This window comes from Cellulomonas fimi ATCC 484 (genome assembly GCF_000212695.1).
Lineage (GTDB): Bacteria > Actinomycetota > Actinomycetes > Actinomycetales > Cellulomonadaceae > Cellulomonas > Cellulomonas fimi.
Genome location: NC_015514.1, coordinates 2,164,965 through 2,191,962 on the forward strand (window position 1 = coordinate 2,164,965; position 26,998 = coordinate 2,191,962).

Annotated in this window: 26 protein-coding genes and 1 riboswitch; of the genes, 1 reads left to right on the top strand and 25 read right to left on the bottom strand. The window is 75.9% G+C overall.

The features are described from left to right. The first annotated feature begins 16 nt into the window (after window positions 1–16). On the top strand, window positions 17–1,159 hold the full coding sequence (locus tag CELF_RS09890) for a DUF3866 family protein (protein ID WP_013771113.1): 1,143 nt from the start codon (window positions 17–19) through the stop codon (window positions 1,157–1,159). Window positions 1,160–1,212: 53 nt separating this feature from the next. Here the strand turns inward: CELF_RS09890 and CELF_RS09895 are convergent, their stop codons facing one another. From CELF_RS09895 to pyrR, 25 genes are all read right to left on the bottom strand, one after another. Continuing rightward, window positions 1,213–1,665 carry a PH domain-containing protein gene (locus CELF_RS09895; RefSeq protein ID WP_232014219.1) on the bottom strand — a complete coding sequence of 151 codons (453 nt, stop codon included), beginning with the start codon at window positions 1,663–1,665 and terminating at the stop codon, window positions 1,213–1,215. Beyond that, window positions 1,653–2,501, bottom strand: a complete 849-nt coding sequence (gene hisG, locus CELF_RS09900) for an ATP phosphoribosyltransferase (RefSeq protein WP_013771115.1) — start codon at window positions 2,499–2,501, stop codon at window positions 1,653–1,655. Before hisG ends, CELF_RS09895 begins: the two co-directional genes overlap by 13 nt. 39 nt (window positions 2,502–2,540) lie before the next feature. Further along, window positions 2,541–2,804 (bottom strand): phosphoribosyl-ATP diphosphatase, encoded by a 264-nt coding sequence (locus CELF_RS09905; RefSeq protein ID WP_013771116.1) that lies wholly within the window; start codon window positions 2,802–2,804, stop codon window positions 2,541–2,543. A 418-nt stretch (window positions 2,805–3,222) separates the two neighbouring features. Next, complete coding sequence (pnuC, locus tag CELF_RS09910; protein ID WP_013771117.1) at window positions 3,223–3,924, bottom strand: nicotinamide riboside transporter PnuC; 702 nt, start codon at window positions 3,922–3,924, stop codon at window positions 3,223–3,225. 1 nt (window position 3,925) lies between these two features. Next, window positions 3,926–4,393, bottom strand: a complete 468-nt coding sequence (gene ribH, locus CELF_RS09915; RefSeq protein ID WP_013771118.1) for a 6,7-dimethyl-8-ribityllumazine synthase — start codon at window positions 4,391–4,393, stop codon at window positions 3,926–3,928. After that, window positions 4,390–5,745, bottom strand: a complete 1,356-nt coding sequence (locus tag CELF_RS09920) for a bifunctional 3,4-dihydroxy-2-butanone-4-phosphate synthase/GTP cyclohydrolase II (RefSeq protein WP_013771119.1) — start codon at window positions 5,743–5,745, stop codon at window positions 4,390–4,392. The genes ribH and CELF_RS09920 overlap by 4 nt, the downstream gene beginning before the upstream one ends. Further along, a complete protein-coding gene (locus CELF_RS09925) occupies window positions 5,742–6,365 on the bottom strand; it encodes a riboflavin synthase (RefSeq protein ID WP_013771120.1) in 624 nt (207 codons plus the stop codon). Before CELF_RS09925 ends, CELF_RS09920 begins: the two co-directional genes overlap by 4 nt. Continuing rightward, window positions 6,366–7,553 (bottom strand): bifunctional diaminohydroxyphosphoribosylaminopyrimidine deaminase/5-amino-6-(5-phosphoribosylamino)uracil reductase RibD, encoded by a 1,188-nt coding sequence (gene ribD, locus CELF_RS09930; RefSeq protein WP_013771121.1) that lies wholly within the window; start codon window positions 7,551–7,553, stop codon window positions 6,366–6,368. An 85-nt stretch (window positions 7,554–7,638) separates the two neighbouring features. Beyond that, window positions 7,639–7,771, bottom strand: a riboswitch (FMN riboswitch). Between the two features lie 180 nt (window positions 7,772–7,951). After that, window positions 7,952–8,611 carry a ribulose-phosphate 3-epimerase gene (rpe, locus tag CELF_RS09935; protein ID WP_013771122.1) on the bottom strand — a complete coding sequence of 220 codons (660 nt, stop codon included), beginning with the start codon at window positions 8,609–8,611 and terminating at the stop codon, window positions 7,952–7,954. 78 nt (window positions 8,612–8,689) lie between these two features. Next, complete coding sequence (locus CELF_RS09940) at window positions 8,690–10,396, bottom strand: RsmB/NOP family class I SAM-dependent RNA methyltransferase (protein WP_013771123.1); 1,707 nt, start codon at window positions 10,394–10,396, stop codon at window positions 8,690–8,692. Beyond that, complete coding sequence (gene fmt / locus CELF_RS09945) at window positions 10,393–11,331, bottom strand: methionyl-tRNA formyltransferase (RefSeq protein ID WP_013771124.1); 939 nt, start codon at window positions 11,329–11,331, stop codon at window positions 10,393–10,395. The genes CELF_RS09940 and fmt overlap by 4 nt, the downstream gene beginning before the upstream one ends. Window positions 11,332–11,341: 10 nt before the next feature. Next, the gene (locus CELF_RS09950; protein ID WP_013771125.1) at window positions 11,342–11,986 is read right to left on the bottom strand and encodes an HAD family hydrolase; all 645 of its coding nucleotides are present in this window, start codon (window positions 11,984–11,986) and stop codon (window positions 11,342–11,344) included. Then, on the bottom strand, window positions 11,983–14,082 hold the full coding sequence (locus tag CELF_RS09955) for a primosomal protein N' family DNA-binding protein (RefSeq protein WP_013771126.1): 2,100 nt from the start codon (window positions 14,080–14,082) through the stop codon (window positions 11,983–11,985). The genes CELF_RS09950 and CELF_RS09955 overlap by 4 nt, the downstream gene beginning before the upstream one ends. A gap of 51 nt (window positions 14,083–14,133) precedes the next feature. Further along, window positions 14,134–15,336, bottom strand: coding sequence for a methionine adenosyltransferase (metK, locus tag CELF_RS09960; protein ID WP_013771127.1), 1,203 nt, complete (start codon window positions 15,334–15,336; stop codon window positions 14,134–14,136). A 43-nt stretch (window positions 15,337–15,379) separates the two neighbouring features. Beyond that, complete coding sequence (gene coaBC / locus CELF_RS09965) at window positions 15,380–16,570, bottom strand: bifunctional phosphopantothenoylcysteine decarboxylase/phosphopantothenate--cysteine ligase CoaBC (protein WP_013771128.1); 1,191 nt, start codon at window positions 16,568–16,570, stop codon at window positions 15,380–15,382. A gap of 11 nt (window positions 16,571–16,581) precedes the next feature. Then, a complete protein-coding gene (gene rpoZ / locus CELF_RS09970; RefSeq protein ID WP_013771129.1) occupies window positions 16,582–16,845 on the bottom strand; it encodes a DNA-directed RNA polymerase subunit omega in 264 nt (87 codons plus the stop codon). A 46-nt stretch (window positions 16,846–16,891) separates the two neighbouring features. Beyond that, on the bottom strand, window positions 16,892–17,467 hold the full coding sequence (gene gmk / locus CELF_RS09975; protein WP_013771130.1) for a guanylate kinase: 576 nt from the start codon (window positions 17,465–17,467) through the stop codon (window positions 16,892–16,894). A gap of 42 nt (window positions 17,468–17,509) precedes the next feature. After that, window positions 17,510–17,821 carry an integration host factor, actinobacterial type gene (gene mihF / locus CELF_RS09980; protein ID WP_013771131.1) on the bottom strand — a complete coding sequence of 104 codons (312 nt, stop codon included), beginning with the start codon at window positions 17,819–17,821 and terminating at the stop codon, window positions 17,510–17,512. Window positions 17,822–18,092: 271 nt separating this feature from the next. Then, window positions 18,093–18,971, bottom strand: coding sequence for an orotidine-5'-phosphate decarboxylase (gene pyrF, locus CELF_RS09985; RefSeq protein WP_013771132.1), 879 nt, complete (start codon window positions 18,969–18,971; stop codon window positions 18,093–18,095). Further along, a complete protein-coding gene (carB, locus tag CELF_RS09990; RefSeq protein ID WP_013771133.1) occupies window positions 18,968–22,312 on the bottom strand; it encodes a carbamoyl-phosphate synthase large subunit in 3,345 nt (1,114 codons plus the stop codon). Before carB ends, pyrF begins: the two co-directional genes overlap by 4 nt. Further along, a complete protein-coding gene (carA, locus tag CELF_RS09995) occupies window positions 22,312–23,505 on the bottom strand; it encodes a glutamine-hydrolyzing carbamoyl-phosphate synthase small subunit (protein ID WP_013771134.1) in 1,194 nt (397 codons plus the stop codon). Before carA ends, carB begins: the two co-directional genes overlap by 1 nt. Beyond that, window positions 23,502–24,086 carry a PH-like domain-containing protein gene (locus CELF_RS10000; RefSeq protein WP_013771135.1) on the bottom strand — a complete coding sequence of 195 codons (585 nt, stop codon included), beginning with the start codon at window positions 24,084–24,086 and terminating at the stop codon, window positions 23,502–23,504. The genes carA and CELF_RS10000 overlap by 4 nt, the downstream gene beginning before the upstream one ends. Next, on the bottom strand, window positions 24,086–25,396 hold the full coding sequence (locus CELF_RS10005) for a dihydroorotase (protein ID WP_013771136.1): 1,311 nt from the start codon (window positions 25,394–25,396) through the stop codon (window positions 24,086–24,088). The genes CELF_RS10000 and CELF_RS10005 overlap by 1 nt, the downstream gene beginning before the upstream one ends. Next, the gene (locus tag CELF_RS10010; protein WP_013771137.1) at window positions 25,393–26,388 is read right to left on the bottom strand and encodes an aspartate carbamoyltransferase catalytic subunit; all 996 of its coding nucleotides are present in this window, start codon (window positions 26,386–26,388) and stop codon (window positions 25,393–25,395) included. Before CELF_RS10010 ends, CELF_RS10005 begins: the two co-directional genes overlap by 4 nt. Next, window positions 26,385–26,966, bottom strand: coding sequence for a bifunctional pyr operon transcriptional regulator/uracil phosphoribosyltransferase PyrR (gene pyrR, locus CELF_RS10015; RefSeq protein WP_013771138.1), 582 nt, complete (start codon window positions 26,964–26,966; stop codon window positions 26,385–26,387). Before pyrR ends, CELF_RS10010 begins: the two co-directional genes overlap by 4 nt. Between the last annotated feature and the right edge of the window lie 32 nt (window positions 26,967–26,998).

The following is a 26,998-nucleotide window of genomic DNA, read 5'->3' on the forward strand; positions in this document are numbered from 1 at the left end:
CCGGTAGCGTGAGCACGTGATCACGTGGCGTTCGGGTGTCGTCGTCGGGACCGGCACCGGGTGGCCCGGCGCCCAGGAGCTCACCGTCGACCTCGACGACCCCGGCGACGGCACCCTTCCCGCCACCGTCCGCGCCCTCGCCTACCCCGCCCTGGTCGGCGCCCCCGCCGTCGGCGACCGCGTGCTCCTCAACGTCTCCGCCCTCGCCCGCGGCCTCGGCACCGGCGGGTACGCCCTCGTCGCCGCCCCCGGCGGGACCCTCCCGCCCGACCCGGCGCCCGGCCCCGGGCACCTCGTCAAGGCCCGCTACACGCCCCTGCAGGCCATGCTCCTCGGCGTCGACGACCAGGAGTCCCCGCACCACGAGACGCTGCGCGACGCCGACGACCTCGACGGCCTGCCCGTCGTCGTCGCCGACCTGCACTCCGCCCTGCCCGCCGTCGTCGCCGGCGCCCGGTACGCCGCCGCCCGCGCCGGCCGACCCGCCCCCCGCGTCACCTACGTCATGACCGACGGCGGCGCCCTGCCCGCCTGGTTCTCCCGCGCCGTCGCCGGCCTGCGCGACGCCGGCTGGATCGACGCCTGCATCACCACAGGGCAGGCCTTCGGCGGCGACCACGAAGCCGTCACCGTGCACACCGGCCTGCTCGCCGCACGCCACGTCGTCGGCGCCGACCTCGTCGTCGTCGCCCAAGGACCCGGCAACCTCGGCACCGGCACCCGCTGGGGCTTCTCCGGCGTCGCCGCGGGCGAGGCCGTCAACGCCGCCGCCGTCCTCGCCGGGCGCCCCGTCGCGTCGCTGCGCGTCAGCGGGGCCGACGCCCGCGAACGCCACCTCGGCGTCTCCCACCACTCCCTCACCGCGTACGGGCGCGTCGCGCTCGCGGCCGCCGACGTCCCCGTGCCCGTCTTCGACCCCGATCCCGACGGCGGTCTCGACGCCCTCGGCCGCCGCGTCCGCCACCAGGTCGCCGCGCTCGCGGCCCCGCACGGCCGGCACCGCCTCGTCGACGTCGACGCCGGCGGCGACCTCCTCAGCGCGCTCGCGGGCAGCCCCGTGCGGCTGTCGACGATGGGTCGCGGCCTCGACGACGACCCGGCCGCGTTCCTCGCGGCCGCCGCGGCGGGCGTGCACGCGGTGGACCTGCTGGCCGACTGACCCCGAGCGACGCCGGGCCGCGCCCGGTCAGTCGTCGCGGCCAGTGGTCCCAGTCAGTCGTCCCGGTCGGTGCGGGTGTGCTGCGCGACGAGCGTCGCCAGCCGGCGCGCCTCGGCATCGGCCCGTTCGCCGTCGGCCCGCTGGATCCCCATGACGGCCAGCGTGTCGCCGTCCGCGAGGTCGAGCTGCACCCAGGGACGCCCGTGCCCGAACCGCACGGACACGATCTCCGACCACTCCAGGCGCCGCGTGAGCATGAGGTTGCGCACCGTCACGCCGGTGTCGTCGGCCTTCGCGCTCACGGTCGCCTGCCGCCAGCAGAACCACGCGATGAGCAGGCCGACGGTCGCGAACCCGACGCGGTCGAGCGGGCCGGCGTTGGGCAGGACCGCCGCGATCACCCCCGTGAGCACGAGCACGGCCACGGCGAGGACGAGCGTGACGACGCGCGCGAGCCGCGGCCGGAAGACGACGGTGCCGGGCACCGCAGCCGTCACAGGCGGCACGCGTGGATCGACGTCACGAGGATCGCGCGCGCACCGAGGTCGTAGAGGGCGTCCATGACGCGGTTCGTCTCGCTGCGCCGGACCATGGCCCGCACCGCGGCCCACTCGCGGTTGTGCAGCGGCGAGACGGTCGGCGACTCGAGGCCCGGCGTCACCGCGACGGCCTGCTCGACGAGCGCGAGCGGGACGTCGTAGTCGATGAGCACGTACTCGCGGGCGGTCAGCACGCCCTGCAGGCGGCGCGTCAGCACGTCGAGCCCCGTGGGCTCGTCGGTGCCGGTGCGGCGCACGAGGACGGCCTCCGACCGCAGGATCGGGTCCCCGAAGATCTCGAGGCCGGCGGCCTTGAGCGTCGTGCCGGTCTCGACCACGTCGGCGATGACGTCGGCGACGCCGAGCCGCGTCGCGGTCTCCACGGCGCCGTCGAGCCGCACGATGCCGGCCGCGCTCACCCCGCGCTCCGCGAGGTACGCCGCGACCAGGCCCGGGTAGGACGTGGCGACGCGGCGGCCCTCGACGTGGGACACGTCGCTCATCTCGCCGACCGGCGCGGCCCAGCGGAACGTCGAGCGTCCGAAGCCGAGGGCCAGGTGCTCCACGGCCTGCGACTCGGAGTCGAGCAGCAGGTCGCGGCCGGTGATCCCGACGTCGACCGTGCCGGCCCCGACGTACACGGCGATGTCGCGCGGGCGCAGGAAGAAGAACTCGACGTCGTTGTCCGGGTCGGGCAGCACGAGCTCGCGGCTGTCGCGACGCTGGCGGTAGCCGGCCTCACGGAGCATCTCGGCGGCGGGCTCGGACAACGAGCCCTTGTTGGGGACGGCGATCCTCAGCACGGGGGTCCTATCGGGGGTGGGAGCGGGAGGCGGCGGGGCTCAGAGGTGGGCGTACACGTCGTCGAGCGTGAGCCCGCGGGCCAGCATGAGCACCTGCAGGTGGTACAGCAGCTGGGAGATCTCCTCGGCGGTGCGCTCGTCGCTCTCGTGCTCGGCGGCCATCCAGACCTCGGCGGCCTCCTCCACGATCTTCTTGCCGATCGCGTGGACGCCGGCGTCGAGCTCCGTGACCGTGCGGGAACCGGCGGGGCGCGTGGCTGCCTTGTCGGCGAGCTCGGCGAACAGGACGTCGAAGGTCTTCACGTCGGACAAGCCTAGACGGGCGCACGGGATGGGCTGTCGCGCGTCCGCCTGTCAGGCCACCCCCTGTGGTCAGGGCCTCCCCGTCGCGATGGTGAGGGTGTCGGGGTGATGTGCGTGCGGGTCGTTCAGGGGGTCCATCCTGCGATGGCCTGTTATTACCCATTCGCCGGAGACGACGGTGATGGCGGCTCCGGCGGCCAGCGCCGGGCTCGAGGGCCCGGCCGGCCGGCGACGCCGCCCCGCACGGCGAACGGAGCGGGGCAGCTCACCTGCCCCGCTCCCCCGCCCGCACCCGCCGGGCTCGTCGGCGCCCGCGGTCGTCAGCGGTCTCGGGCTCTGAGCGCCACGGGGGCGCGCCGCCCGGCGTGACCAGACGCCGCGGGCCGGGCCTCGCCCGGCGCGCGCGACAGGACGACGGTCAGGCAGGGACCTCGCGACGCTCCCCCACCGCGGCCGCCGGCTGCTCGTCCCGCGCCCGGAACCAGACGGTGAAGCCGTAGACCACGACACCCGCGTACACCACGTACAGGACGGCCGACGGGTAGTACCCGGCCGACAGCAGGAGCGGCACCCCGACGACGTCCACCGCGATCCAGATGAGCCAGAACTCGATCCACCCGCGCGCCATGCCGTAGGTCGCGAGCAGCGAGCCGACGAAGATCCACGCGTCGGCCCACGGCCCCCACGACCCGAGCGCCGAGAACAGGGCGGCGAAGCCCACCGTCCCGACCACGGCGACCGTGCCGATGAGCGCCCACCCGCGCGGACCCGCCCAGCGGGGTACGACAGCCGGGGTGTCGGCCGGCGCACCGTGCTCGAGCGCGGCCCGCTGGGACTGCCGCCAGCGCACCCACCCGTAGACCGACACGGCGACGAAGAACACCTGCCGACCTGCCTGGCCGTACAGGTCCGTCTGCTGCGGGGTGTGGAACACGCCGCCGAGGAACACCGTGAACAGCAGGACGTTGCCGACGATGCCGACGGGCCACGCCCACACCTGACGGCGCAGCCCGCCCACGGCGGACGCCAGGCCGAACAGGTTGCCGACGATCTCCCGCCACAGGATGTCGTACCCGGCGACCGTCAGGGTCGCGTCGAACAGCCAGCCGAGGGGCCCCACGTCACAGCTCCCGCAGCGCGAGGACGGTCGCGACGGCCGCCTGGGCGGCCTCGGCGCCCTTGTCCTCGTGCGAGCCGGGCAGGCCGGCACGGTCGAGCGCCTGCTGCTCGTCGTCGCAGGTGAGGACACCGAACCCGACGGGCACCCCGGTGCGGACGGCGACGTCGGTGAGGCCGAGGGTCGCCCCCTGGCAGACGTACTCGAAGTGCGGCGTCCCGCCGCGGATCACGACGCCCAGCGCCACGACCGCGTCGGCGCCCGCCTGCGCGGCCGCGGCGGCCGCGACCGGCAGCTCGAACGTGCCCGGGACACGCACGACGCGGACGTCGGTCACGTGCGCGTCCGCGAGCGCGCGGCGCGCTCCGGCGAGCAGGCCGTCCATGACGACGGTGTGCCAGCTCGCGGCGACGACGGTGACGCGCAGGCCGCTGCCGTCGACGGTCAGGGTGGGTGCTCCCGCACCGCTCATGCCAGGTCCTCCAGGCTCTCGAACGCGTGGTCGGTGGTGTCGGCGCCCGGGGACGCGGGTGCGGCGAGGACCGGGCGGACCGGGATCGCGTCGCGCTGCGTGCCGGGCGGGAGGTGGAGCAGGTGGCCCATCGAGGTGGCCTTGGTGCGCAGGTAGGCCTCGTTGTGGGGCGTGCGGCCGACCTCGAGGCCGCGGACCTCGGCGACGTCGATGCCGTGCGCGCGCAGGCCGGCGACCTTGGCGGGGTTGTTGGTGAGCAGGCGCACCCGGTGCGCGCCGAGGTCGGCGAGGATCGCGGCGGCGGCGCCGTACTCGCGGCGGTCGGCGGGCCAGCCGAGGTCGAGGTTGGCCTCGACGGTGTCGCGGCCCTCGTCCTGCAGGGCGTAGGCGGCGACCTTGGCGAGCAGGCCGATCCCGCGGCCCTCGTGGCCGCGCAGGTAGACGACGACGCCGCCCTGCTCGGCGGCGAGCTCGAGGGCCGCGTCGAGCTGGGGGCCGCAGTCGCACCGGGCCGAGCCGAACGCGTCGCCGGTGAGGCACTCGGAGTGCACGCGGACGACGGGCGTGGCGGACAGGCCGGCGGTGGGGACGAGGGCGACGTGCTCGGCCCCGGTGCGCAGGTCGCGGTAGCCGTGGATGCGGAACTCGCCGTGCCGGGTCGGCAGGTAGGCGGTGTGGGTGGCGTGGACGCGGTCGCGGAGCGTGCCGGCGTCGGTGGGGACGGGCTCGACGTCGTCGTGCGCGGTGCGCCACGCGACGATGTCCTCGATGGTGAGCAGCACGAGGCCGTCGGCGGCCGCGAGCGCGGACGCGCCGGGCAGGCGGGTCATCGTGCCGTCGTCGTCGACGAGCTCGGCGATCGCGCCGACGGGTTCGAGGCCGGCGAGGCGGCACAGGTCGACGGCGGCCTCGGTGTGCCCGGCGCGGTGCAGGACGCCGCCGGGGACGGCGCGCAGGGGCAGGACGTGGCCGGGGCGGATGAGGTCCTGGTGGCCGGAGGCCGGGTCCGCGAGGACGCGCAGGGTGCGGGCGCGGTCGGCGGCGGAGATGCCGGTGGTGACGCCGGTGGCGGCGTCGACGGTGACGGTGTACGCGGTGCGGCGGGGGTCCTGGCTGTGCGGGACCATGAGCGGCAGGTCGAGGGCGTCGGCGCGGGCGGCGGGCATGGGGGCGCACAGGTACCCGGAGGAGTGCCGGATGGTCCACGCGATCCACTCGGGGGTGGCGGACTGGGCGGCGAGGATGACGTCGGCCTCGTTCTCGCGGTCGGGCGAGTCGGCGACGAGGACGGGCCGGCCGGCGCGCAGGGCGTCGAGGGCGTCCTCGACGGTGCCGAGGCGCACGTCGCTCATCGGGCCACCGCCGAGGCGGTGAGCAGCCGTTCGGTGTACTTGGCGAGGACGTCGACCTCGAGGTTGACGTGCGCCCCGGCGGCGAGGGTGCCGAGCGTCGTGGCGGCAAGCGTGGTGGGGATGAGGGAGACGCCGAACGCGTCGTCGGACACGTGGGTGACGGTGAGGGAGACGCCGGAGACGGTGATCGACCCCTTCTCGGCGACGTACCGGGCGAGCTCGGGCGGCAGGGCGATCTCGACGTCGTCCCAGCGGGGTCCGGGGTCGCGACGCAGGACGGTGCCGACGCCGTCGACGTGGCCCTGGACGACGTGGCCGCCGTACCGGCCGCCGACGGCGAGGGCGCGCTCGAGGTTGACGGTGCTGCCGGTCGTGAGGTCGCCGAGCGCGGTGCGGCGCAGGGTCTCGGGCATGACGTCGGCGGTGAAGGTGCCGTCGCCGGGCAGGTCCGTGACGGTCAGGCAGACGCCGCTGACGGCGATGGAGTCGCCGAGGCGTGCGTCGGACGTGACGAGCGGTCCGTGGACGGTGAGGCGGGCGTCGGCGGGGGTCCCGCCGTCGTCGGTGCCTGCCTCGACGGCGCGCACGGTGCCGATCTCCTCGACGATGCCGGTGAACATTCAGGCCTCCTGGTCGGCCGGGTGCGTGGTGGGGACGGTGTCGTCCGGACGGGTGTCGTGCGGGGCTTCGGGGTCCCCGGGGATGGTGGGCTCGGGGGTGGTGGCCTCGGGGGTGGGGGGCTCGGGGGTGGCGACGACGAGGACGTCGGGGCCGAGCGGCAGGACGCTGCGCATGGTCAGGCGCAGCGCACCGTCGATGCCGGTCACGCCGAGGTCGGCGACGGCGGACGGGCCGGCCCCGAGCAGGACGGGCGCGACGTAGGCGTGGACCTCGTCGACGAGCCGGGCCCGCAGGAACGCGGCGGCGAGCGTGGGGCCGCCCTCGACGAGCAGGTGGCGGACCTCACGCTCGGCGAGCACGCGCAGGACGTCGGCGGGGTCGTGCGAGCGGACGTGGACGACCTCTCCCCCGGGTCCGTGCAGCCGGGCGCCCGCGGGGACGTCGCGGTGGCCCACGACGACGCGCAGCGGCTGGTCGCGGTGCAGCTCCCCGGCCGCGTTGCGGGCGGTGAGGCTCGGGTCGTCGGCGAGCACGGTCCCGGTCCCGACGGCGATCGCGTCGACCTCGGCGCGCAGGTCGTGCGCGTGGTGCCGGCTGACGTCGGAGGTGATCCACCGGCTGCTGCCGTCGGCTGCGGCGACGCGCCCGTCGAGGGACGTCGCGAGCTTGAGGGTGACGAACGGGCGGCCGCGCTCGACGGACGCGAGCCACGTGCCGAGCAGGGTCCGGCCGTCCGGGGCGAGCACGTCGGTGACGACGTCGACGCCCGCGGCGCGCAGCCGCTCGGCGCCCCCCGCGGCCACGGGGTTGGGGTCGGGGACGCTGACGACGACACGGCGGACCCCCGCGGCGAGCAGCGCCTGCGTGCACGGTCCGGTGCGGCCGGTGTGGTCGCACGGCTCGAGCGTCACGACGGCGGTCGCGCCGTCGGTCGGCAGGCCGCGCGAGGCGGCGTCCCGCAGCGCGGCGACCTCGGCGTGCGGGGTGCCCGCACCGGCGTGCCACCCCTCGCCCACGACGCTGCCGTCGGGCGTGAGCAGCACGCAGCCGACGCGCGGGTTCGCGCCGTGCCGGGGACCGCGCCGCGCGAGCAGCATCGCCTGCCGCATCGCGGCGACCTCGAGCGGCGTGACGCGGGCGGACGCGGCCGCGGTCGGCGTCGGGACGCCGTGCACGGTGCTCGTCATCAGTCCACCTCCGGGCGCTACGGTGCCCCGGGGGTGCGCAGGAGTCGTCGCCCTGCCACGGGACGCGCCGACGGCGACGCCCCGCCACGTGTTCCTCCCATCCGGACTTTCACCGTCGGTCCTGGAGTTCCACCAGGTCAACCGCCCGGTCCGTGAGGACCGTGCGGGTCGCGGACTGTCACCGCCGGCTCGGACTTTCACCGACCCCGGAGCACGTGTTCGTGTTCTGTACTGCGCCAACGATCATGCCACACGCGGCATTCCCGCCCTCGTGCGCCCCCGGCCGTCTCATCGGCTGGGACCGTCGCCGCGACCGGGTGCCTCGGACGGCGCGGACCCGCGACGGCTCTCGTGGGTCCGGAGTGAGCTCGCCCCGGGGGGCAGGAGGGGGCGGCCGGTCAGGACGCCGCGTCGGCGAGCGCGCGCAGCGCCTCGATCTCCCCCGCGACGTCGTCCGCGCCGTACACCGCGGACCCGGCGACGAACACGTTCGCGCCGGCTGCGGCGATCCGCCCGATCGTGTCGCGTGCGACGCCCCCGTCGACCTGCACCCACGTGTCGAGGCCCGCCGCGTCGATCGCCGCGCGCGTGCGCCGGACCTTGGGCAGCGTGCCCTCGATGAACGACTGACCGCCGAAGCCGGGCTCGACCGTCATGACGAGCACCATGTCGATCTCGGCCAGCAGGTCGACGAACGGCTCGACGGGCGTGGCGGGCCGCAGCGCGACACCGACCCGCACGCCGGCCGACCGCAGCTCGCGCGCCAGCCGCACGGGCGCCTGCGCCGCCTCCGCGTGGAACGTCACGGACCCGGCGCCGGCCTCGGCGAACGCGGGGGCCCACCGGTCGGCGTCGTCGATCATCAGGTGCACGTCGAGCGGCACCGGGGACACCTGCGCGAGGCGCCGCACGACCGGCAGGCCGATCGTGAGGTTGGGCACGAAATGGTTGTCCATGACGTCGACGTGGGCCCAGTCGGCGGTCGCGATCCGGGCGAGGTCACGCTCGAGGTTCGCGAAGTCGGCGGACAGGATGCTCGGGTTGATCAGCGCGGACACCCCGTCAGCGTAGCCACGCCGCGCGGGCCTCGCCGTCGTCGTCCCGGGGTCGGCCGTGCGCGTCCGACGCAGGACGGGTCAGGCGGTGCGGCGCAGGAGCGTCAGGTGCATCGCGTCGGTGCCGTGCACGTGCGGCCACAGCTGCACGTCGTCCCGGTCGGGCAGCTCGACGTCACGCGTGGCGACCGCGCGCACGACGGCGGGCGTGTCCAGCCTCTCGACCGTGAGCCCGGCGCGCCCGACGGCGCGGAGCACGTCCTGCACGACCAGGCGCGTCTCGGCCAGGTGCGGCGAGCACGTCACGTACGCGACGACGCCGCCCACGCGCACCGCGTGCAACGCCGACGCGAGCAGCTCGCGCTGCAGGGCCGTGAGCGGCGCGAGGTCGGCGGGCGTGCGCCGCCAGCGCGACTCGGGCCGCCGCCGCAGCGCCCCCAGCCCCGTGCAGGGCGCGTCGACCATGACGCGGTCGAACGCGCCGGGCTCCTGCTGGTCCACGTCGCGACCGTCGCCCGTCCGCACGTCCTCGACCGCCTCGCGCGGGACCGCGCGGAGCGACTGCTGCACGAGCCGGGCCCGGTGCGGCTGCACCTCGTTCGCGACGAGCCGGGCCCCCCGCTGCGCGGCCAGCGCACCGAGCAGCGCCGCCTTCCCGCCGGGGCCGGCGCACAGGTCGAGCCACCGGTCGTCCGGACCGTCCAGCGGCGCCGCCGCGAGCGCGAGCGCCACGAGCTGGCTGCCGTCGTCCTGCACGCCGGCGCGCGCCTCACGGACCGCGGGGAGCGCCGCGGGGTCGCCGCCCGGGAGCACGAGAGCGGTCGGCGACAGGGTCCCTCTCGCCGTCGCGCCGGGCGTGGCCGCCGGGCGGCCCTCGGGGGCGCCGGGCGTGGCGCCCGCCGTCGTGCCCGTCGTGCCGGCCGTCGTGCCCGCCGCCCCGGTCGGCGCAGGACCGTCGGGGACGCCGCCCCCGGCCGAGCTCGCCGCGGGCGAGAGCTCGGCCGTCGTCGCGAGCCCGGGCCGTGCGACGAGGGTCACGAGGGGTGCGGTGTTGTCGGCCTCCAGCAGGCCCGTGATCTCGTCCGCGGCGCGGCCGTTGCCGACGAGCGACTCGCGCAGCGCACGCACGACCCACGCGGGGTGGCTGCCGACCACGGCGAGGCGCGCGACGGGGTCGTCGCCGTCCGGGTCGGCGGCGTCGCCGATGCGCTCCTCCCAGCGCGGCCACGGCTCGCGCGACACGGCACGCAGCACCGCGTTGACGAACTGCGCGGGTCCGGCGCCCGTGACCTCGCGCGCGAGACCGACGGTCTCGGACACCGCGGCGTGCGCCGGGACGCGCATGCCGAGGAGCTGGTGCGTCCCGAGCCGCAGGAGGTCGAGGACGGGTGCGTCGATCCGGTCCACGGGTCGGGCCGCGGCGAGCTCGACGACGGCGTCGTACCGGCCCCGCAGCCGCAGGGTGCCGTAGGCGAGCTCGGTCGCGAAGGCGGCGTCCCGGCCCTGCACGCCGCGCTCGCGCAGCATCGGCGGCAGCACGAGGTTGGCGTAGGCGTCGCCCTCGGCGACGGCCCGCAGCGTGTCGAACGCGGCGCGGCGCGCGGCGTCGCCCGATCGGCGCCGCTGGGCGGGGGCCGCGGAGGTCCGGGTGCCCCGGCCCTCGCGGCGTGCGGCGCCGCGCTGTCGTCCGCGGGCGTCCCGGCCGCCGGCGTCGTCCCGGCCTGACCGGCCGTCGCGTCCCGGCCGCTCGCCCCGGTGCGCGCGGTCGCCGTCCGACGGCGGGGTCACGCGGCGCCGCCCAGGACGGTGCCGTCGGCGGGTCGTGCGCCACGCGCCCAGTCCGCGGCGGGCATGGCGCGCTTCCCGGGCGGGGTGACGTCGCCGAGCTGGACGGCACCACCGCCCGCGCCGACGAGGACCTCGCGCCGGCCGGCACGCAGCTCGCCGGGCGCCAGCTCGGTGACGTCGGGTCGGGGCAGCACGGGGCCGAGGCCGAGGCGCGCGCCGTCCGGCAGCGTGGTCCAGGCGCCGGGTGCGGGCGTGCAGCCCCGGATGCGCCGGTCGACGGCGTGCACGGGGTGCGACCAGCGCACGCGCGCGTCCTCCGCCTCGATCTTCGGGGCGTGGCTCACGCCGTCGGCGGGCTGCGGGACGGCGACCAGCTCCCCGTCCTCGAGGGCGTCGAGCGTCGCGACGAGCAGTCCGGCACCGGACGTGGCCAGCCGCGTGAGCAGGTCGCCCGCGGTGTCGCGGGGGCGGACCGTCTCGGTCAGCGTGCCGAGGACGGGGCCGGTGTCGAGACCCTGCTCGATGCGGAAGGTGGTCGCGCCGGTGACCTCGTCGCCGGCGATGAGCGCGTGCTGCACGGGTGCGGCGCCGCGCCACGCGGGCAGGACCGAGAAGTGCAGGTTGACCCAGCCGTGCCGGGGGACGTCGAGGACCTCCGCGGGCAGGAGCGCGCCGTACGCGACGACGGGCGCGGCGTCGACGTCGAGCTCGGCGAGCCGGGCGACGAACTCCTCGCCACGCGGGCGCGCCGGCGTGAGCACCTCGATGCCGGCCTCGAGCGCGCGCGCCTTGACGGGGCTGGGCGCGAGGGTCCGGCCGCGGCCCGCACGGGCGTCGGGACGCGTGAGGACCGCGACGACCTCGTGACGGGAGGCGAGGAGCGCCTCGAGCGACGGCACCGCGGCCGCAGGGGTTCCGGCGAAGAGCAGTCGCATGGACCCGATCCTAGGTGGCGGAGGGTCCCGTCCCTGCCGCGGGTGGCAGCAGGCCCCGGGCGGTGAGGTCGGCGCGCAGCGTGGTCGCGTCGGTGAACACCACGCCGTCGAAACCCACCGAGCGGGCCCCGTCGACGTTGACGGGCGAGTCGTCGACGAACACCGTGCGGGCCGGGTCGAGGGCGTACCGGGCGGCTAGGAGCCGGAACACGGCGGGGTCGGGCTTGGCGAGGCCGACGTCCCCGGAGACGAGCACGTCCTCCAGCAGGCCGATCGCCGGGGCCGCAGGCTGCGCGTGGTGGAACGTCTCCGCGGACCAGTTGGTCAGGCCGAGCAGCCGGACCCCGGCGGCGCGCAGGTCCTCGACGAGCTCGGCGCTGCCCGGCACCGGCCCCGTGAGCGTGTCGGCGAAGTGCCGGACGTACAGGTCGAGCGCGCCGACGTGCTGGGGGTGCGAGCGCGCGAGGACCGCCCGCGCGTCCGCCCAGCTGCGTCCCGCGTCCTGCGCGTGGTTGAACGTCGCGAAGTCGACGTCGGCGAAGAACCGGTCGACCGCGTCGCGGGGCATCCGACCCTCGTACGCGCGGTAGGGGTCCCAGCGCACCAGCACGTTGCCGAGGTCGAGGACGACCGCACGCCCCGCGACGGCGCTCACGTGAGGTCCGCCGGGTCGACCTGGACCCGCAGCGAGCCGCCCTCGCGGCGCGCGCTGCGCACGGCCAGCGACGCGGCGACGGCCCGCGCGAGCGCGGCACCGCGGGCGCGCGGGACGCGGACGAGGGCGCGCACGTCGGGCTCGAGGACCGCGAGCTCGCCCGGTGCGGGCGCCGTCGGCACGGGCACGGGCCCCAGCACCTCCGCCCCCTCGACGTCGACACGCGCGAGCAGGGCCTCGACGGCGTCGCGCGGCCCGGTCACGGCCGCGACGCGGACCGCGGGCGGCAGGCCCAGCTCGGCCCGCTCCGCCGACTCGCGCGCCGCGAGCCCCGCGGGGTCCCAGCGGACGAGGGCCTGCGTGGGGCGCTCCGGGGCGTCGCCGACGAGCAGGACCTGCCCGCCGTCGTCGGCCGGCCGCACGAGCGCGGCGGCGGTGAGCCACCGGCGCAGCACGCCGACGGTCGCCCCGAGGCCCGCGCCGGACGCCCCGACGGCGGCGTCGAGCAGCAGCGCGGCGGCGTACCCGGACGGCGCCACCGGCTCCGCGCCGGGCGTCGCCACGACGACGGCGGGGACGTCCGGCACGGACGCGAGCACGCCGCCCGACGCGCGCGCGCCGGACACCCGGACCGGGACTCCCGGGAACGCCCGGCCGAGCTCCTCGGCGGTGCGTTCGGACCCGACGCGCACCGACCGCAGGGCCGTGCCGCCGCACTCGCCGCAGCGCCACCCGGTCGCGAGCCGCCCGCACCAGCCGCACGTCGGCACGCCGTCCTGGCCGGTGATCCCGAGCGGCCCGTGGCACGTGCCGCACCGCGCGTCGGCACGGCACCGCCCGCACGCGACGACGGGCACGTACCCCGCGCGCGGCACCTGCACGAGCACGGGGCCGTCCGCGAGCCGGTCGCGCAGCGTCCGCCACGCCGGGGAGGGCAGCCGCGCCGCGGCGGCCGGGCCCTCGCGCGCGAGCTCGACGGAGGTCAGGGCGCGCACCCGCGGCGTGCGCGCGCGCGTCGTGGCACGGTCCGCGGCGACCTCCTTCGCCCAGCCGGACTCGACGAGCGCCTGCGCCTCGACCGTGCGCCCGTGGCCGCCGACCAGCAGCGCGCACCCGGCGAGGTCCGACCGCAGCGCGAGGACCTCCCGCACGTGCGGGTACGGCGCCCGCGGCTCGGCGTGCAGCGCGTCGCCGTCGTCCCAGCACACGACGAGCCCCAGGTCGTGCACGGGCGCGAACGCGGACGCGCGCGTGCCGACGACCACGTCCGCCGAGCCCCGCAGGGCGGCCAGGAACGCCCGGTAGCGGGCGGCCGGCCCGTCGTCCGCCGCGAGCCGGACCGCCCCGCCCGCCCGCTCGGGCGACCACGCGGGCACCCCGGCGCGCGCGAGGGCGTCCAGGACGCGCGCGACGTCCCGCGCGTCCGGCACGACGACGAGCGCACCGCGTCCGCCGAGCACGCACGCCGCGACGGCCTGGGCGACCGCGTCGTCCCACCGCTCCCCCGGCGCCCCGGGCAGGGCCGTCCACACGGCGCGCGGCGCGCCGCCCGCCAGGACGTGCTGCACGAACGCGGGCCCGCCGCGGTACGGCGCCCACGCGGGCGCTCCCGCCGCGGGAGGCCCGACGGCCTCGCCGTCGCCCCGGCCCGCGAACCGCTCCGCCTCGGTGCGGGCGTGCCGGGCCGGCACCGCCAGGCGCAGCACGTCGGACAGCGTCCCGGCCCACCGGTCGGCGACCGCCCGGGCGAGCGTGAGCACGTCCGGCGTGAGCACCGGCTCGGGCGAGACGACGCGGCGCAGCGGCGCGAGCTGTCCGACGTGCTCGGCCTGCTCCGCACGCTCGAGGAGGTACCCGTCGACGTCCTGGCCGCCGAACCGCACCTTGACGCGCACACCGGGCGCGGCCGCGTCGTCCGCCCGGGCGGGGACGAGGTACTCGAACGGCCGGTCGAGGTGGGCGGGCGACACGTCCACCAGCACGCGCGCGACGGGCAGGTGCTCGGCCGGCTCCAGCGCGGCGGCGCCGAGCCGGGGGCGGGCGCGCCGACGTGGGCCGGGGACGCCGTCGAGCACGAGCTGCTCGCCCGACGTCACGCCGTGCCGCCCGTCACACGCCTGCCGCGGGGGCGGGCCACGACCGGTGGGTCAGCCGACGGCCGACAGCAGGTCGGCCGCGCGGTCCGTGCGCTCCCAGGTGAACTCGGGCAGCTCACGCCCGAAGTGCCCGTACGCGGCGGTCCGGCGGTAGATCGGCCGCAGCAGGTCGAGGTCCCGGATGATCGCGGCCGGGCGCAGGTCGAACACCTCCCGGATCGCCTGCGTCAGCCGCTCGTCCGCGACGGTGCCCGTGCCGAACGTCTCGACGTACAGGCCGACGGGGTGCGCCTTGCCGATCGCGTACGCGACCTGCACCTCGCACCGGCGCGCCAGCCCGGCGGCGACGACGTTCTTGGCGACCCACCGCATCGCGTACGCGGCGGACCGGTCGACCTTCGACGGGTCCTTGCCCGAGAAGGCGCCGCCGCCGTGCCGGGCGAACCCGCCGTAGGTGTCGACGATGATCTTGCGCCCGGTGAGGCCGGCGTCGCCCTTCGGGCCGCCCACGACGAACGTGCCCGTCGGGTTCACGAGCAGGCGGTGGTCGGCGGTGTCCAGCTCGAGCGAGGCGAGCACGGGCGCGACGACGTGCTCGGCGATCGCGGGCCGGAGGTCGTTCTCGAGGTTCAGGTCCGGGTCGTGCTGGGTCGACAGGACCACGGTGTCGAGCGAGACCGCACGGTCCCCCTCGTAGCCGATCGTCACCTGCGTCTTGCCGTCCGGGCGCAGGCCCGGCACGATCCCGGCCTTGCGGACCTCGGTCAGGCGCTCGGCCAGCCGGTGCGCCGCCCAGATCGGCAGCGGCAGCAGGCTCGGCGTCTCATCCGTCGCGTAGCCGAACATCAGGCCCTGGTCGCCCGCGCCCTGCAGGTCGAGCGGGTCCATGTCCGAGGAGTCCTCGCGGACCTCGAGCGCCTTGTCGACGCCCTGTGCGATGTCCGGCGACTGCTGGCCGATCGACACCGACACGCCGCACGACTCGCCGTCGAAGCCGATGTGGGAGGACGTGTAGCCGATGCCCTGCACGACCTCGCGCACGACCTGCGGGATCTCGACGTACGCGCTGGTGGTGACCTCGCCCGCCACGTGCACGAGACCCGTCGTGACCATCGTCTCCACGGCGACGCGGGCCGCCGGGTCCTGGTCGAGGATCGCGTCGAGGATCGCGTCGGAGATCTGGTCGCAGATCTTGTCCGGGTGGCCCTCCGTCACCGATTCGGACGTGAAGAGCCGCACGGGAGCGTCAGTCATGCGGCACAGCCTAACGGCCTGCGCCGACGACCCGGACGGGCGTTCACCAGCGGTCGCGGACCGCGTCCCAGACGGTGCCGGCGACGTCGTCCTTGGTGCCCCCGGCGGTCGCGACGACCTGCCCGGCCCCGTCGAGGACGACGACCTCGTTGACGTCCGTGCCGAACCCGCGGCCCTCGCCGACGGCGTTCACGACCAGCAGGTCGGCGCCCTTGCGGAGCGCCTTCGCGCGGCCGTGCTCGAGCACCGAGCCGTCGTCGTCGCCGGTCTCGGCGGCGAACCCCACGACGAGCTGCCCCTCGCGCAGCCGTTCCCCGGCGAGCTCCGCGAGCACGTCGACGTTCTCGACGAGCTCGATCGCCGGGGCCGACCGGTCGGCGCGCTTCTTGATCTTGGCGCCCTGCACGGACGCGGGGCGGTAGTCCGCGACGGCGGCCGCCATCACGACGACGTCCGCGTCCTTCGCCGCGGCGCGCACGGCGTCGCGCAGCTGCGCCGCGGTCTCCACCGGGACGACGTCGACGCCCGCGGGCGGCGGCACCGCCAGGTTGGCGGCCACGAGCGTCACGCGCGCCCCACGCGCGGCCGCGACGCGGGCCAGCGCCACGCCCTGACGCCCGGAGCTGCGGTTGCCGAGGAAGCGCACGGGGTCGAGCGGCTCGCGGGTGCCTCCGGCCGACACGACGACGTGCCGCCCGGCCAGGTCGCGCGGCCCGGCGAGGGCGAACGCGGCGGCGGCGATCTCCTCGGGCTCGGGGAGCCGGCCCGGGCCCGTGTCGGCGCCCGTCAGACGTCCGCTCGCGGGGTCGAGCACGTGCACGCCCCGGCGCCGCAGCGTCTCGACGTTCGCGACGGTCGCGGGGTGCTCCCACATCTCGGTGTGCATGGCCGGCGCCATGAGCACCGGGCAGCGCGCCACGAGCAGGGTCGCGGTCAGCAGGTCGTCCGCGCGACCCGTCGCTGCACGCGCGAGCAGGTCCGCGGTGGCGGGGGCGACGACGACCAGCTCGGCCTGCTTGCCGACCGCGACGTGCGCGACCTGGTCGACGTCCTCGAACACGTCGGTCGTGACCGGCTGCCCGGACAGGGCCTCCCAGGTCGCTGCGCCGACGAACTGCAGCGCGGCGGCGGTCGGCACGACGCGCACGTCGTGCCCCGCCTCACGCAGGAGCCGCAGCAGCAGCACCGCCTTGTAGGCGGCGATGCCGCCCGCGACACCCAGGACGATCCGCATGGGGGCGGGCCTCAGCCCTCCGTGGCCTCGGACGTCAGCAGGCCGGCGTCGATCTCCCGCATCGCGATCGACAGCGGCTTCTCCTGCGGACGCGTGTCGACGAGCGGGCCGACGTACTCGAGCAGGCCCTCGTTGAGCTGCGAGTAGTAGGCGTTGATCTGACGGGCGCGCTGCGCCGAGTACAGCACGAGGGCGTACTTGGAGTCGGCGCGCTCGAGGAGCTGGTCGATCGGCGGGTCGGTGATGCCCGTGGGGGCGGCGACGGTTCCGGACACGATGGTCTCCCGTGACGTGTGAGGGGGATGGAGGACGAGCCTGCGGTCATCCTACCCGGTCGGCGATCCCCATCACCCGGACCAGCTCGTCGGTCGCACGGTGCACGTCGTCGTTGACGATCACGTGGTCGAACTCGGACTCCGCGGCGAGCTCCACGCGCGCGGTCGCGAGCCGGCGCTCACGCTCCTCCGCGCTCTCCGTGCCCCGCCCCACCAGCCGCCGCTCGAGCTCCGCGAACGACGGTGGGGCGAGGAACACGAAGCGCGCGTCCGGCATGGTGCTGCGCACCTGCCGGGCGCCCTGCAGGTCGATCTCGAGGAGTGCGGGCTCCCCCGCGGCGAGCCGGCGCTCGACCGGCTCCCGCGGGGTCCCGTAGCGGTGGACGCCGTGGACGACCGCCCACTCCAGCAGGTCGCCGTCCTCGACCATCCGGTCGAACTCGTCGGCGCTGACGAAGTGGTAGTGCACCCCCTCGACCTCACCCGGCCGCGGGGGCCGCGTCGTCGCGGACACCGAGAGCCAGACCCGGGGGTAGCGCGTGCGGACGTCGGCGGAGACCGTGCCCTTGCCGACGGCGGTGGGTCCGGCGAGAACGGTCAGCCGGGCGGGCGTCGTCGTCATGGGTGGTGCGGTGCTCCTCGTGCCGCGGTGACGACCCGTCCGTCACCCGAAGCGGTCGACGAGCGCCTTCACCTGGTGGGGTCCCAGACCGCGGACGCGCCGCGTCTCCGAGATGCCGATCTCGGAGATGATCGCACGAGCCTTGACCTTCCCCACACCGGGCAGGGACTCCAGGAGGGCGAGGACCTTGAGCTTGCCGATGGTCTCGTCCTTCTGGCCCTGCGCGATGACCTCCGAGAGGGTCCCCTGGGAGTACTTGAGGCGGTTCTTCACCTCGGCACGGGCCTGCCGGGCTGCGGCGGCCTTCTGGAGCGCTGCGGCTCGTTGTTCGGGAGTCAGCGGAGGAAGAGCCACGCGCGTCACCTTCTCGTCAGTGGGCCGTCGGTTCCTCGTCGGGTGCGCAAGGACCGTGGATATGAAACTAGCGAGGCCACACCAGGTCGGCAACGCGGACGCGCCGGAGCCACCTGCGACGACGCGTGCCGACCACGCGCTCCCACCACGCGCCCCGACGACGCACGGGCAGGGCCCGCGGGCCCTGCCGGGGCCGCGCCGACGAGCACGCGACGGCCCGAGGACGGGCGCGGCGACGCGTGCACGCCGCGCCCGCCCTCGGGAGGTGGCGTCAGGACAGCGCCGCGGCCGCCTCGTCGGCAGCCCGTCGCGCGGCCGCGCGCAGGGACGCGACGTCCGGACCGGCCGCCAGGACGCCGCGCGACGACGACGCCAGCACCTGCGCGCGGGCGCTGCCGAAGACGCGCGTCAGCTCGCGTGGGCCCGCACCCTGCGCGCCCACGCCGGGGGCGAGCAGCGGGCCGTTGACGTGCACGAGGTCGACCCCGGCGCGCTCGGCCGCGTCGCCCACGGTCGCGCCCACGACCAGGCCGACCGAGCCCATCGGGTCCTCCCCCGCGTTGAGCGCGGCGGCCCGCGCGGCGACCGCCGCGGCGACGGTCACGCCGTCGTCGGTGCGGGCGTGCTGGACCTCGTGGCCCTCCTTGTTGGACGTCAGGCACAGGACGAACAGCCCGCGACCGGTCGCGAGCGCCTGGTCGACGGCCGGGTCGAGCGAGCCGAAGCCGAGGTACGGCGACACCGTGAGCGCGTCGCCCGCGAGCGGCGAGCCGTCGCGCAGGTACGCGTCGGCGTAGCCCGCCATGGTCGAGCCGATGTCGCCACGCTTGGCGTCGACGACCACGAGCGTGCCCGTCTCTCGGCCGGCGGCGACGACCTCCTCGAGCACCGCGACGCCCGCCGAGCCGTGCCGCTCGAACAGCGCGGACTGCGGCTTCACGGCGGCCACCCGCCCGCCGACCGCGTCGAGCACGATCCGCGCGAACGTCCGCAGGCCCACGGCGTCGTCGGTCAGGCCCCACTCGAGCAGCAGGCCGGGGTGCGGGTCGACGCCCACGCACAGCGGGCCGTGGTCGGCCGCCGCGGCGGCCAGGCGGGCGCCGAACGGCACGCGACCGCCCACGCCGCCGGGCAGCGCGTCGCCCGTCACGCCGGCACCGCCGCACGCGCCGCGCGACGGCCGGCGGCGGCCGCGTCGTGCTCCTGCAGGCTCGTGACCGTGAACGGTCCCGCCTGCGCGGCCTCGATGGCCTGCACCGCGGCGCCGAGCTGCTGCACCGTGGTGACGATCGCCTTGTCGGCGGCGATCGTCGCGGCGCGGATCTCGTAGCCGTCGGCGCGCGCGCCCTGGCCCGAGGGCGTGTTCACGACCATGTCGACCTCGCCCGCCGTGATGAGGTCGACGATCGTCGGCTCCCCGTCGGCGCCGCGGCCCGCGGAGTACTTGCGCACCACGGTCGAGCGGATGCCGGAGCGGTGCAGCACCGCCGCGGTGCCCTCGGTCGCGAGGATCTCGAAGCCCAGCTCGGCGAGGCGCTTGACCGGGAAGACGATCGAGCGCTTGTCCCGGTCCGCGACGGAGATGAACGCGCGGCCGCCCGACGGCAGGCCGCCGAACGCCGCCTCCTGCGACTTCGCGAACGCCGTCGGGAAGTCCACGTCGAAGCCCATGACCTCGCCCGTGGAGCGCATCTCCGGCCCCAGGACGGTGTCGACCACGACGCCGCGCGCGGTGCGGAACCGCTTGAACGGCAGCACGGCCTCCTTGACCGCGACGGGCGAGTCGAGGTCGAGCACGCTCGCGTCCTCCTCGGGCAGCAGGCCCGCGGCGCGCAGGTCCGCGATCGAGCGGCCCGCCATGACGAGCGCGGCGGCCTTCGCGAGCGAGACGCCCGTCGCCTTGGAGACGAACGGCACGGTCCGCGACGCGCGGGGGTTCGCCTCGAGCACGTAGAGCACGTCGGACACGAGCGCGAACTGGATGTTGAGCAGGCCGCGCACGCCCACCCCGCGGGCGATCGCCTCGGTCGACAGGCGGATGCGGTCGAGCTCGGCGGTCGACAGCGTGACGGGCGGCAGGGCGCACGCCGAGTCGCCCGAGTGGATCCCGGCCTCCTCGATGTGCTCCATGACGCCGCCCAGGAACAGCTCGTGGCCGTCGAACAGGGCGTCGACGTCGATCTCGATCGCGTCGTCGAGGAAGCGGTCGATGAGCAGCGGCGGCAGCGTGCCCGAGCTGTACGCCCGGCCGCCCTCCGTCGCGCCCTCGAGCGCGCGCTGCACGTACTCGGTGAGCTGGTGCTCGTCGTAGACGATCTCCATGCCGCGTCCGCCGAGCACGTACGACGGGCGCACGAGCACCGGGAAGCCGATGCGGCGCGCCGTGTCCTTGGCCCCGGCGAGCGTCGTCGCGGTGCCGAACGCGGGCGCGGGCAGGCCGGCCGCCTCGAGCACCTTGCCGAACTCCCCGCGGTCCTCGGCCGCGTCGATCGCCTGCGGCGGGGTGCCGAGGATCGGCAGACCCGCGTCGGCGAGGCGCTGCGCGAGCGACAGGGGCGTCTGGCCGCCGAGCGTGACGATGAGGCCCGCGACGGGCCCGGCAGCGAGCTCGGCCTGGTAGACCTCGAGGACGTCCTCGAACGTCAGCGGCTCGAAGTACAGGCGGTCGGACGTGTCGTAGTCCGTCGAGACGGTCTCCGGGTTGCAGTTGACCATGACGGTCTCGAACTCGCCCTTGAGCGCCAGCGCGGCGTGCACGCACGAGTAGTCGAACTCGATGCCCTGCCCGATGCGGTTCGGCCCCGAGCCGAGGATGAGGATCGCGGGACGCTCGCGCGGCCGGACCTCGGTCTCCTCGTCGTAGGACGAGTAGTGGTACGGCGTGAGGGCGGCGAACTCGGCGGCGCACGTGTCGACCGTCTTGAACACCGGGCGCAGGCCGACCGCGTGCCGGGCGCCGCGCACGGCGTCCTCGGTCGTGCCGCGCAGCTGCGCGACCTGCACGTCGGACAGGCCGTGCCGCTTGGCGTGCGCGAGCACCTCGCGCGTGAGGGCCGGGGCGGCCGCGGTCGCGGCGGCGACCTCGTTGACGAGCTGCACCTGGTCGAGGAACCACGGGTCGATGCCGGTGCGCGCGTACACCTCGTCGACGTCCACGCCCGCGCGCAGGACCTGCTGCACGTCGACGAGCCGCCCCTCGGTGGGCCGGCCGATGGACCCCAGCAGGGCGTCGAGCGTCTCCCCCGTCGCCGGCTGCCCCTCCCAGTGGAAGACCGAGCCCTTCTTGTCGATCGACCGCATGGCCTTGCCGAGCGCCTCGGTGAAGTTGCGGCCGAGCGCCATGGCCTCGCCCACGGACTTCATGGTCGTCGTGAGCGTCGGGTCCGCCGCGGGGAACTTCTCGAACGCGAACCGCGGCACCTTGACGACCACGTAGTCGAGCGTCGGCTCGAACGACGCCGGCGTGGAGCCGGTGATGTCGTTCGGGATCTCGTCGAGCGTGTACCCGACGGCGAGCTTGGCGGCGATCTTCGCGATCGGGAAGCCCGTCGCCTTCGACGCGAGCGCCGACGAGCGCGACACGCGCGGGTTCATCTCGATGACGACGACGCGACCCGTCGTCGGCTCGACCGCGAACTGGATGTTGCAGCCGCCGGTGTCGACGCCGACCTCGCGGATGACCGCGATGCCGATGTCGCGCAGCTTCTGGTACTCGCGGTCCGTGAGCGTGAGCGCGGGCGCGACCGTCACGGAGTCGCCCGTGTGCACGCCGACCGGGTCGACGTTCTCGATCGAGCAGACGACCACGACGTTGTCGTGCTTGTCGCGCATGAGCTCGAGCTCGTACTCCTTCCAGCCGAGGATCGACTCCTCCAGGAGCACCTCGGTGGTCGGCGAGTAGTGCAGGCCCTGGCCGACGATGCGGCGCAGGTCGTCCTCGTCGTACGCGATCCCCGACCCGAGGCCGCCCATCGTGAACGACGGGCGGACCACGACCGGGTAGCCGAGGTCCTGCACGGCCGCGAGCGCGTCGTCGATCGTGTGCACGATCGCGGAGCGCGCGGACTCGCCGCCGCAGACCTCGACGACCTGCTTGAACTGCTCGCGGTCCTCGCCCTTCTGGATCGCGGGGATGTTCGCGCCGATGAGCTCGACGCCGTACTCCTCGAGGACCCCGGCGGCGTCGAGGGCGATCGCGGCGTTGAGGGCGGTCTGGCCGCCGAGGGTGGGCAGGATCGCGTCGGGGCGCTCCTTGGCGATGATGCTGGTGAGGACCTCGGTCGTGATGGGCTCGACGTAGGTGGCGTCGGCGAACTCCGGGTCGGTCATGATCGTGGCCGGGTTGGAGTTCACGAGGACGACGCGCAGGCCCTCCTCCTTGAGCACGCGGCAGGCCTGCGTGCCGGAGTAGTCGAACTCGCAGGCCTGGCCGATGACGATCGGGCCGGACCCGATGACGAGGACGCTGGAGATGTCGGTGCGGCGGGGCATCAGGCGGCACCCTTCGTGGTGGGGTCGTCGGCGCCGGTCATGAGCGCGACGAAGCGGTCGAACAGGTAGGCGGCGTCGTGGGGACCGGCGGCCGCCTCCGGGTGGTACTGGACGGAGAACGCGGGCAGGTCGAGCGCGCGCAGGCCCTCGACCACGTCGTCGTTGAGGTCGACGTGGCTGACGACGACGCGCCCGTAGCGGCCTCCGTCGTGGGGGGCGACGGACTCGCCGTCGAGGGGTGCGTCGACGGCGAACCCGTGGTTGTGGGCGGTGATCTCGACCTTGCCGGTGGCGCGGTCGACGACGGGCTGGTTCACGCCGCGGTGGCCGTAGCCGAGCTTGTAGGTGCCGTATCCGAGCGCGCGGCCGAGCAGCTGGTTGCCGTAGCAGATGCCGAAGAACGGGATCTGGCGGTCGAGGACGTCGCGCAGGAGCTCGACCTCGTGGGTCGCGGCGGACGGGTCGCCGGGGCCGTTGGAGAAGAACACGCCGTCGGGCGAGGTCGCGAGGACGTCGTCGATGGTCGCGGTGGCGGGCAGGACGTGGACGCGCACGCCGCGCTCGGCGAGGCGCTGCGGCGTCATGGCCTTGATGCCGAGGTCGACGGCGGCGACGGTCGCGACGGGTGCGTCGAGCGGCGTGCCGTCGGGACCGAGGGCCTCGACGACGTAGGCCTCGTCGGTGGACACCTCGCCGGCGAGGTCGGCGCCGGCCATGGCGGGGGCGGCGAGGACCTCGGCGAGCAGGTCGTCGCCGTGGCGGCGCTCGTCGTCGGTGCCGTGCAGCGCGTCGCCGGAGAAGATGCCGGCGCGCATGACGCCGCGTTCGCGCAGGTGGCGGGTGAGGGCGCGGGTGTCGACGCCGCTGATGCCGACGATCCCCTGGGCGACGAGCTCGTCGTCGAGGGTGCGGCGGGCACGCCAGCTGGAGGAGCGGCGTGCGGGGTCGCGCACGACGTAGCCGGCGACCCAGATGCGGCTCGACTCGGGGTCCTCGTCGTTGACGCCGGTGTTGCCGATGTGGGGCGCCGTCATGACGACGACCTGGCGGTGGTACGAGGGGTCGGTCAGCGTCTCCTGGTAGCCGGTCATGCCGGTGTTGAAGACGATCTCGCCGAGCGTGCGGCCGGTCGCGCCGTACGCCTGCCCGGGGAACGTGCGGCCGTCCTCGAGGACGAGCACTGCGTCGGTCATGGCTTCTCCTCCTGCCCGGCGGTGCCGGGGGTCACGTCCGGCCCGGTGGCGCCGGGCGCGTGGTCGGTGGTGTCGACGGGTGCGTCGACGAGGGCCGCGGCAGCGGCGACCAGCAGGGGCCGGTCGGCGGCGTGCCGCGTGCGCAGGCCGGTGTCGAGGCCGCGCGGGTCGTCGGGGTGCGGCTGCCAGGTGAGCACGACGAGCCCGTCCTTGCCGACGACCTTGCCGGCGATGCCGGGGGCGGTGCCGGCGCCGCGCAGGGTCGGGGCGGGCACGAACACGTCGGTCGCGCCTGTGCGCGAGACGAGCACGCCCGCGTCGTGCACGGACACCTGGGCCGGGCTGCGGACGCCGAGGTCGTGCGCGGCGACGCGGTCCAGCCAGTCGCCCGCGCGCGTCGTGGAGACGTACACGGCCTCGACGGGTCCGAACCGTGCGGGCCCGAGGTCGTCGGGGGCGACGGGCAGCTGCGGCACGAGCCCCTCGGTGCGTCGTCGTCGGCCGAGCCAGCCGGCGCGCATGCCCCACAGGGCGAGGACGGCGACGAGGACGAGGACGACGACGGACACCCACGGGCGCATCAGCGGGCGTCCTCGTCGCACGGGGTCCCGTCGAGGACCGTGGCGCGTCCCCGCAGGAAGGTCGCGACGACGCACCCGGGCAGCTCGCGCCCGCGGTACGGCGAGTTGACGCTCTTGGTGGCCTGGGCCGCGGGGTCGACGGTGCGGCGTGCGGCGGGGTCGACGAGGACGAGGTTGGCGGGCTCCCCCACGGCGATCGGCCGCCCGTGGTCGGTGACGCGGCCGATGCGCGCGGGCGTGGTCGACAGCACGCGGGCGACGTCGGCCCAGGTGAGCCGGCCGGTGTCGACCATCGTCTGCTGCACGACGGACAGCGCGGTCTCGAGCCCGGTCATGCCGAACGCGGCGGCGGCCCACTCGCAGTCCTTGTCCTCGCGCGTGTGCGGCGCGTGGTCGGTCGCGACGATGTCGATCGTGCCGTCGGCGAGCCCCGCGCGGACCGCCTCGACGTCGGCCTCGGTCCGCAGCGGCGGGTTGACCTTGAACACCGGGTCGTAGCCCCGCGCGAGGTCGTCGGTGAGCAGCAGGTGGTGCGGGGTGACCTCGGCGGTGACGTCGATGCCGCGGGACTTGGCCCAGCGCACGATCTCGACGGAGCCGGCGGTCGACAGGTGGCACACGTGCAGGCGCGAGCCGACGTGCTCGGCGAGCAGCACGTCGCGGGCGATGATCGCCTCCTCCGCGACCGCGGGCCACCCGGCGAGGCCCAGCTCGGCGGAGACGACCCCCTCGTGCATCTGCGCGTTCTCGGTGAGCCGCGGCTCCTGCGCGTGCTGCGCGACGACGCCGTCGAACGCCTTGACGTACTCGAGCGCGCGGCGCATGAGCACCGGGTCGTGCACGCACTTCCCGTCGTCGGAGAACACCCGGACCTCGGCCTGCGACTGGGCCATGGCCCCGAGCTCGGCGAGCTGCAACCCCGCGAGCCCGACGGTGACCGCCCCCACCGGGTGCACGTCCACCCAGCCGGCCTCGCGCCCGAGCCGCCAGACCTGCTCGACGACACCGGCGGTGTCCTGCGTCGGGGACGTGTTCGCCATGGCGTGGACCGCGGTGAACCCGCCGAGCGCGGCCGCGCGCGTGCCGGTGCGGATCGTCTCGGCGTCCTCGCGGCCCGGCTCGCGCAGGTGCGTGTGCAGGTCGACGAGGCCGGGCAGCAGCACGAGGCCCGCGCCGTGGATCTCGGTCGCGTCCCCGGCCTGCGCGCGGGCGTCGGGGCCGATCGCGGCGATCACACCGTCCGCGAGCAGCACGTCGACGGGGTCCGCGCCCAGCGGGGCGACGGACGTCAGCAGGTACCGGGGGTTCACGCGTCCACCTTCGTCGTCGGGGCGGGCGACGACTCGCCCGCGAGCAGGAGGTACAGCACGGCCATGCGCACGGCGACCCCGTTGGCCACCTGCTCGACGATGACCGCTCGCGGCGAGTCGGCGGCGTCGGCGGAGATCTCCAGGCCGCGGTTCATGGGGCCCGGGTGGAGCACGACGGCGTGCTCCGGGAGTGCGGCGATGCGGCGCGCGTCCAGGCCGTAGCCGCGGGTGTACTCCAGCGGGCTCGGGAAGAACCCGCCGCCCGCGCTCGACATCCGCTCGCGCTGGACGCGCAGCATCATCACGGCGTCGGGCTTGTCGTCCGCGAGGACCTCGTCCAGGTGGTACGAGACCCGCGCGGGCCAGGCCTCGACGCCCACCGGGACGAGCGTGGGCGGCGCGACGAGCGTGACGTGCGCGCCGAGCGTGTGCAGCAGCTGCACGTTGGACCGCGCCACGCGGCTGTGCAGCACGTCGCCCACGATCGCGACGCGCAGACCCGCGAGGTCCTGACCGGTGACGTCGCCGCGGCCGCCGTCGCCGACGAGGTGCCGGCGCAGGGTGTAGGCGTCGAGCAGCGCCTGCGTCGGGTGCTGGTGCGTGCCGTCGCCCGCGTTGACGACCGCACCGGACGTCCAGCCCGCGTGCGCGAGCGTGTGCGGGGCCCCCGACGCCTGGTGCCGGATGACGACCGCGTCCGCGCCCATCGCCTGCAGCGTCAGGGCCGTGTCCTTGAGCGACTCGCCCTTGGAGACGCTCGACCCCTTGGCCGAGAAGTTGATGACGTCGGCGGACAGCCGCTTCGCCGCCGTCTCGAAGGAGATGCGCGTGCGCGTCGAGTCCTCGAAGAACAGGTTGACGACCGTGCGGCCGCGCAGCGTCGGCAGCTTCTTGATCTCGCGCGCCTGCGTCGCGGCCATCTGGCCGGCGGTGTCGAGGATGCGCACCGCGTCGCGGACGTCGAGGTCCGCCGCGGACAGCAGGTGCCTCATCGGGTGCCTCCCTCGATGAGGACGGCGTCGCGCCCGTCGGTCTCCGCCAGCAGCACGCGCACCCGCTCGGTCGTGGCCGTCGGGAGGTTCTTGCCGACGTAGTCGGCGCGGATCGGCAGCTCGCGGTGCCCCCGGTCGACGAGCGCGGCGAGCTGCACCGCACGCGGGCGGCCGAGGTCGCTGATCGCGTCGAGCGCGGCGCGGATGGTGCGGCCCGAGTACAGGACGTCGTCGACGAGCACGACGACGCGGCCGTCGAGCCCGTCGCCCGGGATGTCGGTCGCGCCGATCGTGCGGGTGGGCTGGTGCGCGAGGTCGTCGCGGTACATCGTCACGTCGAGGCTGCCCGCGAGCGCCGCGGGGTCGAGCCCCGGTTCGACGTCGGCGAGGCGCGCGGCGAGGCGGCGGGCGAGGGGCAGCCCTCGGGTCGGGATGCCGAGCAGGACGACGTCGTCGCCGCCCTTGTTGCGCTCGAGGATCTCGTGCGCGATGCGGGTGAGGGCCCGGGCGATCTCGGGGGCGCCGAGCACGACGTTCGCGTGCTCGGGGCTGCCGTCGACGGGCGTGCCTGTACTCATGCGGACTCCTTCCCCGCCTCACGGGACGGGTC